We start from the raw sequence: 11,871 nt of genomic DNA, 5'->3' as shown, positions 1-11,871 counted from the left end.
ACCTCAGATGTGCTACGCCGCGACCAGCCGGGGGAAGGCCTTTCTCATTTCAACTTGGATGTGATCAGTTCACCCCAAACTCAAAACCCTACCAGCGCACCGCGAAGTCGTAGAAGTCGGCCCCGCCACGGTTGTCGTTGACTCGGATGACGGCCGTGTAGCCGTTCCACGAACTCGGCTGCTGCGCGACGTACACTGCGCCCCGCCCGCTGCGCTGATCGATCTCGAGCGTGACGTTCCGCTGCGGCAGGCCACCGCCCCGGATGTTGAAGTTCACGTTCTGCGCGGAGACGCCACTGCGCGTGATGGTGTCCACGCGACGGCCACTGATGCGGATCTCGACCACATCGTCCACACGGCCGCTCCAGGTCAGCATGCCGGCGTCACCGTAGCCGCCACCGCCGTAGCCACCGTTGCCGTAGCCACCGTTGCCGTAGCCACCGTTGCGGTCGTCACGGTCGCGGTCGCGGTCGCGACGGTCCCGATCGTCCCAGCCGCCATTGCGGTTGTCGCGATCCCGGTCGCGATCACGATCGGCGCAATTGGAGGTGTTGCGGTTACGCCCCCAGCCCCAGCCGCGGCCGTTGTTGCCGGGGCGGCAGTCACTATCGCGCCGGTCGTCGCGGGGGTCGTAGCGATCGTCGCCCTGCCAGTACGCCGTCACGCGATAGTTGTCGGCGCCACCGCGCGGGTCGCGAATCCGAATCGTGGCCTGATAGCCGTTGCGCGGATTGGGTTGTTCGATGACGTCCACCTCGCCGCGTCCATTGTTGAGCTGCACGAGCACGGCGCCCACGGTGCGGGGCAGTGGCTCATTCACCCGCGTGCGATTCGGGAGATAGGCATCTTCGCCGCGCGTTTGCACGTCGCGCCCGCGCACGACGAGATACACCTCGCGATCAACACGCCCCGTCCAGGTGAAGAGCGTGCGATCGACGGGGAGCGCCTTGGCCGGCGTGGCGAACAGGGCACCCGCGAGCAGCGAGGTGGCCGCGAGCGCCGACCAGAGCAGCGGACGTGCCGACGCGTCCTGCTGGGGGCGGGCGACGGCGATGGACTCCGTGGACTGACGCGAACGAAACAGGATCATGGCTCCCTCCAGAGAGCGGTTCGACTCGCTATCGGGCAGGAGCGGGACCATCGGGCACGCGGTCGGCGCGGCGGTGCTAAGTCCTTACGCGGGTGCGTGTTCGGACAAACGCTCCCGAACGCCGTCGTTTGAGACTGTCCTCGGGAAAGGACACGAGGACACGCCTACGCGCGGACACCGCGGCGGTTGGCGCGAGCCAGCAGCACGGCGCCCAGCACCCCGGTGAGCAGCGAACCACTCAGGACGCCGACCTTGGCGGCGTCGAGGCGGTGGTCGTTGAAGGCGAGACCGGCAATGAAGAGCGACATCGTGAAGCCGATGCCCCCCAGTGTCGCTACGCCCACCACCCGATACCAATCGGCCCCATCGGGGAGGGCGGCGAGGCGGGCGCGCACCGCGAGCCAGGCGGCGCCGACAATGCCGAGGGGTTTGCCGACGATGAGCCCCAGAGCGGCGGCCAGCACCGCCGGTTCGCGCACGAAGGCGGGCAGGTCCGCCGGGAGCGTCACGCCGGCGTTGGCGAGCGCGAAGAGCGGGACCACGCCAAAGGTGACCGGATGCTGCAGCGCCCGTTCGATCCGATGCTGCACGCTGTGCGCCCCGCGCGCCGGAATGGTGAGCGCCAACAGCACGCCGGCGATGCTCGCGTGAATACCCGAGCGAAAGACGGCGAACCAGAGGGCCACGCCGAGCAGCGCGTACGGCCAGACCGCCGACACGCCACGGCGATTGAGCGTGACGAGCAGGAGCAGCAGGAGCGCGGTGACCCCGAGAACAGTCCACGCGACCTGCGGGGTGTAAAACACCGCGATCACCAGCACGGCGCCGATATCATCGGCGATGGCGAGTGCCGCGAGAAACACGCGAAGACCGGGCGGCACGCGATCACCGAGCAGCGCCACGATCCCGAGGGCGAAGGCGATGTCGGTGGCCATCGGGATGCCCCATCCAGGGGCGGCATCGGTGCCGCGCGCGATCAGGGCGTAGATCACCGCCGGCATCAGCATGCCGCCAATCGCCCCAACCACGGGGAGCGCGGCGCGTTGCCAGCTCGCGAGCGCGCCATCGAGCACTTCATGCTTGATCTCGAGCCCGACGAGCAGAAAGAAGAGCGCCATCAGCCCGTCGTTGATGACGTGCTGCAGCGTGGTCGGGCCGACGGCCAGATGCCAGACCGCGGTGTAGCTCTCCTGCCAGCGCGAGTTGGCCCACAGCAGTGCGCCCACCGCGCAGAGCAGCAGCACCAGTCCGCTCACCGCTTGGGACGGTGGTTGCGGACGGGCGGAGATGAGCCCGTCGTCGTCGGGCGTGGCGAGCGGTCCCGTCATGCGGGCAAGGTAACCGATGGCGCACCAATCTCCGCGCGGTGGTTGACGGATCCCGGGGCTGGTGCGTGTAGTATGGGAGGGCAGTGTGATACCGCCGCGTCGACGCCGACGCGACGAGCTGGCCCCGTTCGTCCCTGCGTTGCTCCGGAGTTCGCATGACCCCGCCACGGCCGTCGGTTCCTCCCGCGCGTTCGCGTGCCCGCCGCATCTGGCTGGCACTCGGCGTGGTCGCGGTGGCTGGTGCGGCCTTTGGTGCGGGCGTCGCGACCGAACGGCGTCGGGCGGCCACCGAAGGCGAGTGGAGCGATGCGCGATTGCTGAGCTCCGCGATCGACTCCGTGCGCGTGAATGCGCTCGATTCGCTGCCGAGCGACGAACTGATCCGCCGCGCCGTGTCGGGGATGCTGCGCGAGCTGCACGACCCGTATGCCGCGCTGCTGCGTCCGGACAGCTATGAGCGCTATCGCGGCTCGCTGCTGGGCGAAGGCTATGGCGTCGGGCTCACGCTCCGCCGTCAGCGCGAACCGGGGGCGCACGGGCGTGAGCCGAGCGTGGTGGTGAGTGTGGCGCGGGTCGCGCCGGGCTCGCCCGCGATGACGGCGGGCGTGCGGGCCGGTGATCGCATTCTGGCGGTGGATGGGGTGCCGATCGCCGAGGGATGGGGCCATCCGGCGCCAAAGGCGGACAGCGCGGCGCCGCGTTCGACTGCGCTGCCGGCCACCGAGCGTCTCACGCTCTGGCGTGCGCCGCAGGGTGACACCGCCACGGTCGAGGTGCGCCGTGTCTCATGGCATATGCCGGCGGTGAGTGAACAGGGGATGCTGACCGACTCGGTCGGGTACGTGCGCCTGGCGACGATGTCGGCCAAGTCGAGTGAGGAGCTCGAGCATGCCGTGGACGGACTGGTCGATCGCGGCGCCCGGGCGCTGGTGCTCGATCTGCGCGGCAATACCGGCGGGCTCTTCGAGGAGGGGGTGCGGGCCGCCGGCCTGTTCCTGCCGCGCGGGGCGGTGGTGGCGTCGCTGGCAGGGCGCGCAGGGGCCGCGCCGCAGCCACATCGCGGCAAGCGGTCGCGTTGGGCGGATCTCCCGCTCACGGTCCTGGTGGATGGCAATACGGCGAGCGCGGCCGAAGTCGTGGCGGCGGCGCTGCACGACTACGACCGCGCGCTGCTCGTCGGCGCGCCGACCTACGGGAAGGGGGTGGTGCAGCGGGTCGTCACGCTCTCCACCGATCTCTCGCTACGGCTGACCACGGCGCGTTGGCTCACACCGCGCGGGGTCTCGCTGCAACGCCGACAGGGTACCGGCGCCGATGCGCGTGGCGGGTTGCTCCCCGATGTCGTGGTCGATGATGCGACGCGACGGGACCCGTATACCGTCCCCGCGGGATGGGGGGCGACGGCCAGCATTGCGGTCGCGCGTGCGGCGGACTCGGTGGCCATGCAAGCGCTGCGCGACGGCTGGGCGGTGTCGCCGCTCGCCTTGCTGGAGTCACGGTTGCGGATGGCGCTGACGACCCGCGCGCCGGCCACCGTCCGCGACGCGGTGGCGCGCGCCGAGTGGATGACCGTCGCCACGCGCATGGCCACGGTGCGGGTGCTGGAAGTGGAGCGCGAAAACGAAGCGCTGCTGCGCTACGGGGTGCGCCACGACGCGACGATGCGCGCGGGGCTCGATGTCGTGGCACCCGGCGCGGTGGTAGGCGGCGTGGCCCTGCGGTGAGGATGGGGCTGCTCGCGCTGCTCGTTGGGAGCGCTCTGGCGCAATCGCCGACGCCGTCGCCCGCGTCGCAGTCATTGGATCAGTGGATCATTGCGCGCTATCGTGGCGCGGGGCTGCGCCCGGACACGGCCAACGCCCAGCCGTCGCTGGCCACGACCCAAACACCACCGCGCATCGAAAGCGTCGCCGAGGGCATGCGCGTGGATTCGCTGTGGGCGGTGCACTTTACCGGCGCGGAGCCGTCGCCGGCGTTTGCGGTGAACGCCACGGTGCGACTGACCGGCCCCACCGGGACGGTCACCCCGTTGACGGCACGCGTCGTGGCGCGACGGCCGTTCCGAGCCCCGCGCGTCCCGGGGGCCTCGCCGACGCGAGCCGACGCGTGGCGCGAGGGGTGGGCGTATCTTGTAGTCCTTCCCCATGACGCCGGCCGACGCGTGGCCCGGTATCGCGGGTGGTTGCTGTTCACGGCGCCGCGGACGGCGCGACCTCCTTCGGCTTCTCGTTCATGATTGGTGCGATGGCGCGCGGTTCGCGCCGGGTGACAGGCGCAGGCGTGCTAATGCGCGCGACGATGACCGCCGCGATGACGGTGGCGCTGCTGGCGCACGCGACGGCGCACGCCCAGGACGCGCCGCCGGTGGCGAAGCCGGCGAGCGCGACGTGGCGCAATCCGGCGGCCGATAGCCTCGTGATGCGCGCCATCGGACGCCGCCGGCTCCAACTGGCTGACAGCACGCTGCTCAGCTACACCGCCGATGCCCACGGCTTTCTCGCGTTTCTCGGGCAGCTCGGCGAAGGGACGTGGATTCCGCCCAAGGTGGTGCAGAGCGAAGAGCTCGCGTTGACCATTGCGTGGTGGCAGCCGGGGCAGAGCGCGCAGCGCCTTGTGGGGCGGCGTGACACGACCCTGTTGCCGGCCGATGTGGGCTACTATCGCGATCGCTACGGCGTGGTGCTCGATAACCTCCCCGATCGCATTCGCCTTGGCGATGGGCAGGATGTGCGCGATGTGCCGCATCCGCTGGCTGCGAACGCCATGAGCTTGTACGAGTACGCGATCGGGCGCCCGCTCACGATCACGATTCCCGGCCGCGCGATTCTGGTGGATGAAGTGAAGTTCCGCCCGCGCAATGCGGCGATGGCGGCGGCGGTGGGCTCCGTCTATCTCGATCGCGCAACGGGCGCGGTGGTGCGCCTGTCCATGACGTTTACGCGGGCCGCGATCATCGACAAGCGCATCGAGACGCTCGTGGTGACGCTCGAGAATGGCCTCGTGCGCGAGCGATACTGGTTGCCGCGCCGACAGGAAGTGGAGGTGTCGCGTGGCAGCACGTGGTTCGACATCCCTGCGCGCGGCATCGTGCGCGGCAAGTGGGAGATCTCGGGGTACACCGTCAACGAGCGCGTCCCCGATGCCACGAAGGTGATGCCGCGCTGGAGCTCGGCGCCGCGCGAGGAGCTCCTGGCGCACAAGTTCGAGGGGCGCGTGGTGGATGTGCTGCCGCCGGAGATCCAGGTCGCCACGAGTGAAGATGTGGTGCAGGCGCGCGTGCAGGCCGAGGCCGCGGTGCGCGCCGCCATGCTGGCGCGACCGGCGACGGCGTCTGTCTCGGGGCGTGGCATCAGCGACTTCGGGCGCTTCACGCGCGCGGAGGGGCTCGCGCTGGGGCTCGGTGGCACGCACAAGAGCGGACACGGGCTCATGCTGAGTGCGCGGGCGCGCTATGGCTTCAGTGATCAGCAGGTGAAGGGGCAGGTCGCCATCGCGCGCGTGCCCGCGTTCGGCCGCGTGCCCACACTGCAGCTGTTCGCGGAGCGGGACTATCGCGAGCTCTCGTTCGCGGAGCGGGCCGGGGTGACGAACTCGTTTGCGGCCGCGCTCTTTGGGAGCGACTACAGCAATCCGGTGGACACGCGCGCCGCTGGAGTGCAGTGGCGCCGATCGCCGACCAGTCGATTGACGTGGCGACTGGCGGCCGAGGAGGATCGTCCGGTGGCGGTCGTGGCGAAGCCCGCGCGTGGCGTGTTCGAGCCGACGCTGCCGGCGTGGTCACTCAAGGGCGCACGCGCCGAAGTGCAGGGAACGGGCGGATGGGTGTCGCAGGAGCCAATGGCCACGCGTGGGACCTGGCAGCTGCAGGCGAGCATCGGCGCGTATACCGGCCAGGCCGTGGACAGATACATCGTGTTCGATACGCTCCTCGCCGCAAGCTACATCCCGCAGCGCCGCGATGTACGCCCGCTGGTGGGGCGTGTGCAGGGGCTGCTGCAGGTGACCAAGCCGCTGGCGCGTGACCGCGCGCTCTTCCTGCAGACGTATGCCGCCGCCGGCGGCGGGCGCGAGACGCCGCCGCAGTGGAAGGCGTTTGCCGGTGGCCCGTGGACGGCGCCGGGGTACAACTATCTGTCGTTTGCGTCGGATGCGCTCGTGTCGCAGCGCGTGGAGTTCCGGAAGCCCGTGTGGGGGCCGTCGTTTCCGCTCGGGAAGTACGGGAAGAGCCCGCCGCGCGTCGTGCTCGCGCCGTACGCGCAGCTGCTGATGACGACAAGAGGCGGCGGGCGCGTCGCCGGCGGCTACGGGTCCGTGGGGCTCGGCACCCTCTTCTTCTATGACCTGCTCCGTGCCGATGTGGCACGCGGGCTGCGCGATCGCACGTGGCGCTTCACGATCGACATTGACCGCGGATTCTGGGGGATGCTGTAATGGCCTCGGCGCGACCGGTAAGCGCGTACGATCAGGCGTACTTCGACAAGTGGTATCGTCATCCCACGCATCGCGTGAAGTCACCGGCGGAGCTTGCGCGACAGTGCGCGTTCGTGCTGGCGACGGCCGAGTGGGTGCTGGGGCGGCCGGTGCGCACGGTGCTCGACGTGGGATGTGGCGAAGGGCAGTGGCGGGCGGCGCTGCGCAAGCATCGGCCGCGGCTGCAGTACACGGGCGTGGATCCGAGCGCCTACGCCGTGGCGCGCTTTGGCGCCACGCGCGGGTTGCTGCAGGGCGGTGTGGAATCGCTCGATGCGCTGCCACTGGCCGAGGCGTACGATCTCGTGATCTGCTGCGGCATGCTGAACTATCTCACGCCGCGGGTGCTGGAGCGTGGGGTGGCGCAGGTCGCCCGACGGACGGGTGGGGTGGCGTACCTGGAGCTCTTCACCAACGAGGATGCCTTTGAAGGCGACACCGATTGGCCAGCGCCGCGATCCACGGCCTGGTATCGCGGCGTGATGCAGCGTGCCGGGCTCGTGCCGATCGGCTTGCAGTGCTATGTGGCGGAGCGCGATGCGCATCGCGTGTCGGCATTGGAGCGCCTATGAACTCTTCGCATGACGACGCGGCCGCCGCGCGCGCGACGTGGCGCGCGCTGATCGATGCCCTGAAGGCCGAGCGGAGTGATTGCGCGGCCCCCCGCCCGGTACGCGCCATGGCGGATGAGGTCGCGCGGGCCTCGCTGGCGGTGCTCTTCGCGCAGTTTGCGCATCCCTCGCGGCTTGGCGCGGCGGGCGTGGAAGCGGAGGCGGCGCATCTCGAGGCGGTCCTGCGCGCGGTGATCACGCCGCTCGTGCCGGAGGGCACGGCGAACGACGTCGTGGCCACCTTCCTCGGGACACTGCCCGCCGTACGCGACGCGCTGCTGCTGGATGCGCAGGCGATCACGAGTGGGGATCCCGCCGCGGGGAGCCTCGACGAGGTGATCATCGCGTACCCCGGCTTTCTGGCGACGGCCATCCATCGGGTATCGCACGAGTTGTACAAGCTGCAGGTCCCGCTCTTTCCGCGCGTGCTGTCGGAGTGGGCGCATCGTGAGACGGGGATCGACATTCATCCCGGCGCCGAGATCGGTGCCGGATTTGCGATCGATCATGGCACCGGCGTGGTGATCGGTGAGACCAGTACGATCGGCGATCGCGTGCGGATCTATCAGGGGGTCACGTTGGGGGCGCTGGCGGTGAGCAAGAAACTGGCGAACCGCAAGCGGCATCCGACCATTGGCGACGATGTCGTGATCTATGCGAACGCCACGATCCTGGGCGGGAACACGGTGGTGGGCGACGGGTCGGTCATTGGGGGCAACGTGTGGCTGACGACGTCGGTGCCGCCGCGCTCGGTGGTGCAGTTCCAGAGCACGGTGGAGAAGCGCCAGGAAGATGACGGGATTGAGTGGCACATCTGAACATCAGGGAGGGGTGATGCGGGCGAATTCCATTCTGGAGACCATTGGGCGGACACCGCATGTGCGGTTGGGGCGGCTCTTTCCGAACCACGATGTGTGGATGAAGCTCGAGCGGGCCAATCCGGGGGGCAGCATCAAGGACCGCATCGCGCTGGCGATGATCGAAGACGCCGAGCGGCGTGGCCTGTTGAACCCGGACAGCGTGATCATCGAGCCGACGTCGGGCAACACCGGCATCGGGCTCGCGATGGTGGCCGCGGTGAAGGGGTACAAGCTGGTGCTGGTGATGCCGGAGTCGATGAGCATCGAGCGCCGCCGGCTGATGGCGGCCTACGGCGCGACCTTCGATCTCACGCCGCGGGAGAAAGGCATGAAGGGGGCGATAGCGCGGGCGCACGAACTGCTGGCGAGCACCCCCAACAGCTGGATGCCCAATCAGTTCGAGAACGCGGCGAACATTCGCGTGCATGCGGAGTTCACCGCTGAGGAGATCATCGCCGACTTCCCCGATGGGATCGACTATCTCATCACCGGGGTCGGCACCGGTGGGCACATCACCGGCGTTGGCGAAACGCTCAAGGCGCGCTTTCCGCAGCTCAAGGTGCTCGCGGTGGAGCCGGCGAAGAGCCCGGTGCTGAGTGGCGGCGAGCCAAGCCCACACAAGATACAGGGGATTGGCGCCGGCTTCATTCCGGCCAACGTGCACACCGAGATCCTCGACGGCACCGTCCAGGTCACCGAGGAAGATGCGTTCCTCTTTGCGCAGCGGTCGGCTCGCGAGGAGGGGATTTTCATTGGGGTGTCGAGCGGCGGCTCGCTGGCGGCCGTGCATCAGACGCTGGAGAAGCTGCCGGCGGGGGCGCGCGTGCTGACGTTCTGCTATGACACCGGTGAGCGCTACCTGTCGATCGAGGGGCTGTTTACGTGACGCGGGGGATGCATCTGCTCGGTGCCGCGCTGGCACATGCGTTGACGTCGGGCGCCGTGCTGTCGGCACAGGCGGCACCGCCCGCGTCGCCGACGATCACCCGAGCGGATCTGGCGGCCCGCTATCTGTTCATGGATGTGCGCTACGCCGAGGCCGATTCGCTCGGGCGCATCAGCGACAGTGTGCGGGTGTACGTGAACAAGACCTTCGACCGCTCCACGCTGAGCTTCTTTGGTGGGCGGTTCGCCGTGACGGCGGCGATCATGGATTCGGCGATGGCGGCGCTGGGCCCATCGGGGCTCATCATCCGGCCGGTGCCCTCCACCCTCATCAACGGCGAGCGCGCGAGCGTGGTGCGCGCGCGACTGCAGCAGCAGCTCGCCGCGGTGGACAGTACTGGCCCACTGGCGCGTGCGGTGGTCGCGGCGAACGCGCGTCTGCGACTGCTGGTGGACACGATCTCCCCGGAGCGGAGCGCCGAGTTTCTCTCCAAGCCGGCTGATCTGGCGGCGGCAGTGACGCGCGAGATCGCGATGCTGGCGAAGGGACAGAATCCGTACGCCAAGGCCACGGGTGATCGTTGGACGGCATATCGTGGCGTGGGTGGCGACGTGGTCCCGATGCGTATCATGGCGCCGCCGGCCGCCGCGACGAAGCCAGTGGGGGTGCTGATCGCGCTGCACGGGGCGGGCGGCGATGAGAACATGTTCCCGATGTCGTACGGGCGCGGCATTGCGGCGCGGCTGGCGTTCGAGGCGGGACTGCTGTTTGTGTCGCCGGCCACCACCGCCTTCATGAAGAGCCCGGAGCAGTTCGATTCGCTGATGACGGCGTTGCGTGCGGACTATCGCATCGATGCGTCGCGCGTGTACGTGATGGGTCACTCCATGGGCGCCGGGGCCGCGGCGCGTCTGGCGCAACAGCGCCCGCGCGAGCTTGCCGCCGTGGCGTGCCTGGCCGGTGGTGCCGCGGTGACGGTGGCGGGAGCCCCGCCGATGCTGTTCATCGGCGCGTCGCTCGATCCGATCATTCCCGCACGTACGGTGCAGGCGGCAGCGGCCGGTACGCCGGGAAGCCTCTACGAAGAACGGCCCAATGAAGGGCACACCCTCATGGTGCGCGGTGCCGTGCAGCGTGCGGTGCCGTGGCTGTTGCAACACCGCCGGGCCGACGTGAAGTAGCCATGGCCCAGCGCCCGCTGGTCTTTCTGCACGGCTACAGCGCCGACGACCGCGCCTTTCGCGCGTGGTGTGCGGCGCTGCGCGCCGCCGGGTGGCGCGACGAACAGCTGTGCGTGGTGAGCTACGAATCGCTCACCAACGAAGTATCGGTGCGCGATATCGCCGAAGCCTTCGACAAGTTGCTGCGGCAGCGGGCGGGGCTCGAGGCGGACGCCCCGTTCGATGTGATCGTGCACAGCACCGGGATGCTGGTCTTACGTGCGTGGATGACGCGGCCGGGCTCGCAGGCCGCGCGGCGGGCGCGTCTCAAGCATGTCGTGGCGCTGGCGCCGGCCACCTTTGGGTCGCCGCTGGCCCACAAGGGGCGCAGCTTTCTCGGCGCGCTCGTGAAGGGGCGCAAGCAGCTCGGTCCCGACTTTCTCGAAGCGGGCGATCAGGTGCTCGATGCGCTCGAGCTCGGGAGCCGTTTCACCTGGGACCTGGCGCACGACGATCTCTTTGGGAGCGAGACGTTCTACGACGGCACGCGCGCCACGCCGTATGTGTTCGTCTTCTGCGGGACCAAGGGGTTCGGCGGTGTGAGTGGCGCGTTCGCCAATACGCCGGGCACCGATGGCACCGTCCGCTGGGCGGGCTGCGCGCTGAACAGTCGCAAGCTGGTCCTCGACCTCACCGACGACTGCGCTGCCGACGCGCGGGTGCAGTCGTGTGACTGGACGCACGACGACGTGCCATTGCATCCGGTCGCCGGTGTGGACCACGGGACCATTCTCTCGGCGCCCCCCGCGTGGCTGGTGGAGCGCGTGGTCGCTGCCCTGGACGTGCGCTCGAACGCCGCCTACGTGCAGTGGAGCGCGCAGACGGACCAGGCCGTACGCGCGGCGCGCGAGGCGCTCACGCCCTGGCAGCAGTTCGTGGTGCGCGCGGTGGACGAGCGCGGGGATGCGATTCCCGACTGGAACCTGCAACTGGCACTCCGCGACGGCACGCGCCTCACGCCGTTCACACAGGACGTGCATGTGTATGGTGCCGACCCGAGCCTGCGCACGTTCCATGTGCGGCTCGACACGCTCAAGGATCCGGCGCTGCTCAAGGGGAAGCCACGACAGCTGACCGCGCAGCTCTATGCCAGCACCGGCACCGGGCGCGTGCTCTACCGCGGCGCCCTCACCGGCGCCGATGGCGCCGAAGCCCCCGGCAAGGCCGGGACGTGGTACGGGACGCTCGATCTCTCCAATGTGCTGCCGGGCGGAGCGCTCAGCTTCTTTCACCCGTTCACCACGACGTTCGTGGAAGTGCGGCTCGATCGGGACCCGCTTACCGGCGGCGGGGCGGTGGCTCGCTGGGGCGGGCTCTGACGTGTTCTCAAACTGATCACATCCAAGTTGAAATGAGAAAGGCCTTCCCCCGGCTGGTCGCGGCGTAGCACATCTGAGGTGCTCGCC

10 protein-coding genes are annotated in these 11,871 nt (G+C 69.4%); 8 read left to right on the top strand and 2 right to left on the bottom strand.

The window, feature by feature from the left end; all coding sequences use genetic code 11:
* Positions 1-88 precede the first annotated feature (88 nt).
* Positions 89-1,090, bottom strand: a complete 1,002-nt coding sequence (locus K2R93_19005; protein ID MBY0491938.1) for a hypothetical protein — start codon at positions 1,088-1,090, stop codon at positions 89-91.
* A gap of 164 nt (positions 1,091-1,254) precedes the next feature.
* On the bottom strand, positions 1,255-2,418 hold the full coding sequence (gene nhaA / locus K2R93_19000) for a Na+/H+ antiporter NhaA (protein ID MBY0491937.1): 1,164 nt from the start codon (positions 2,416-2,418) through the stop codon (positions 1,255-1,257).
* Between the two features lie 155 nt (positions 2,419-2,573).
* Between nhaA and K2R93_18995 the strand changes: the two genes are divergently transcribed.
* From K2R93_18995 to K2R93_18960, 8 genes are all read left to right on the top strand, one after another.
* Entirely contained in the window at positions 2,574-4,142 is a 1,569-nt protein-coding gene (locus K2R93_18995) for a PDZ domain-containing protein (protein MBY0491936.1), read from the top strand.
* Between the two features lie 2 nt (positions 4,143-4,144).
* Positions 4,145-4,654, top strand: a complete 510-nt coding sequence (locus tag K2R93_18990) for a hypothetical protein (protein ID MBY0491935.1) — start codon at positions 4,145-4,147, stop codon at positions 4,652-4,654.
* Between the two features lie 62 nt (positions 4,655-4,716).
* On the top strand, positions 4,717-6,849 hold the full coding sequence (locus K2R93_18985) for a hypothetical protein (GenBank protein ID MBY0491934.1): 2,133 nt from the start codon (positions 4,717-4,719) through the stop codon (positions 6,847-6,849).
* Positions 6,849-7,460 (top strand): class I SAM-dependent methyltransferase, encoded by a 612-nt coding sequence (locus K2R93_18980; protein ID MBY0491933.1) that lies wholly within the window; start codon positions 6,849-6,851, stop codon positions 7,458-7,460. Before K2R93_18985 ends, K2R93_18980 begins: the two co-directional genes overlap by 1 nt.
* Positions 7,457-8,317 (top strand): serine O-acetyltransferase, encoded by an 861-nt coding sequence (locus K2R93_18975; GenBank protein MBY0491932.1) that lies wholly within the window; start codon positions 7,457-7,459, stop codon positions 8,315-8,317. Before K2R93_18980 ends, K2R93_18975 begins: the two co-directional genes overlap by 4 nt.
* Before the next feature lie 16 nt (positions 8,318-8,333).
* On the top strand, positions 8,334-9,245 hold the full coding sequence (gene cysK, locus K2R93_18970; GenBank protein ID MBY0491931.1) for a cysteine synthase A: 912 nt from the start codon (positions 8,334-8,336) through the stop codon (positions 9,243-9,245).
* 8 nt (positions 9,246-9,253) lie between these two features.
* On the top strand, positions 9,254-10,426 hold the full coding sequence (locus K2R93_18965; GenBank protein ID MBY0491930.1) for an alpha/beta hydrolase: 1,173 nt from the start codon (positions 9,254-9,256) through the stop codon (positions 10,424-10,426).
* A 2-nt stretch (positions 10,427-10,428) separates the two neighbouring features.
* A complete protein-coding gene (locus tag K2R93_18960; protein ID MBY0491929.1) occupies positions 10,429-11,784 on the top strand; it encodes a hypothetical protein in 1,356 nt (451 codons plus the stop codon).
* Positions 11,785-11,871 lie beyond the last annotated feature (87 nt).

This window comes from Gemmatimonadaceae bacterium (assembly GCA_019752115.1).
In the GTDB taxonomy this organism is placed as follows: Bacteria; Gemmatimonadota; Gemmatimonadetes; order Gemmatimonadales; family Gemmatimonadaceae; genus Gemmatimonas.
This window is presented reverse-complemented; position numbering and strand designations above follow the sequence as displayed.

Excerpts from the sequence above, each read along its gene's own strand:
- K2R93_18975 (MBY0491932.1), top strand. The coding sequence starts at position 7,457 with ATGAACTCTTCGCATGACGACGCGGCCGCCGCGCGCGCGACGTGGCGC.
- K2R93_19005 (MBY0491938.1), bottom strand. The coding sequence starts at position 1,090 with ATGATCCTGTTTCGTTCGCGTCAGTCCACGGAGTCCATCGCCGTCGCC.
- K2R93_18980 (MBY0491933.1), top strand. The coding sequence starts at position 6,849 with ATGGCCTCGGCGCGACCGGTAAGCGCGTACGATCAGGCGTACTTCGAC.
- K2R93_18990 (MBY0491935.1), top strand. The coding sequence starts at position 4,145 with ATGGGGCTGCTCGCGCTGCTCGTTGGGAGCGCTCTGGCGCAATCGCCG.
- K2R93_18960 (MBY0491929.1), top strand. The coding sequence starts at position 10,429 with ATGGCCCAGCGCCCGCTGGTCTTTCTGCACGGCTACAGCGCCGACGAC.
- K2R93_18965 (MBY0491930.1), top strand. The coding sequence starts at position 9,254 with ATGCATCTGCTCGGTGCCGCGCTGGCACATGCGTTGACGTCGGGCGCC.
- K2R93_18985 (MBY0491934.1), top strand. The coding sequence starts at position 4,717 with ATGACCGCCGCGATGACGGTGGCGCTGCTGGCGCACGCGACGGCGCAC.
- K2R93_18995 (MBY0491936.1), top strand. The coding sequence starts at position 2,574 with ATGACCCCGCCACGGCCGTCGGTTCCTCCCGCGCGTTCGCGTGCCCGC.
- nhaA (MBY0491937.1), bottom strand. The coding sequence starts at position 2,418 with ATGACGGGACCGCTCGCCACGCCCGACGACGACGGGCTCATCTCCGCC.
- cysK (MBY0491931.1), top strand. The coding sequence starts at position 8,334 with ATGCGGGCGAATTCCATTCTGGAGACCATTGGGCGGACACCGCATGTG.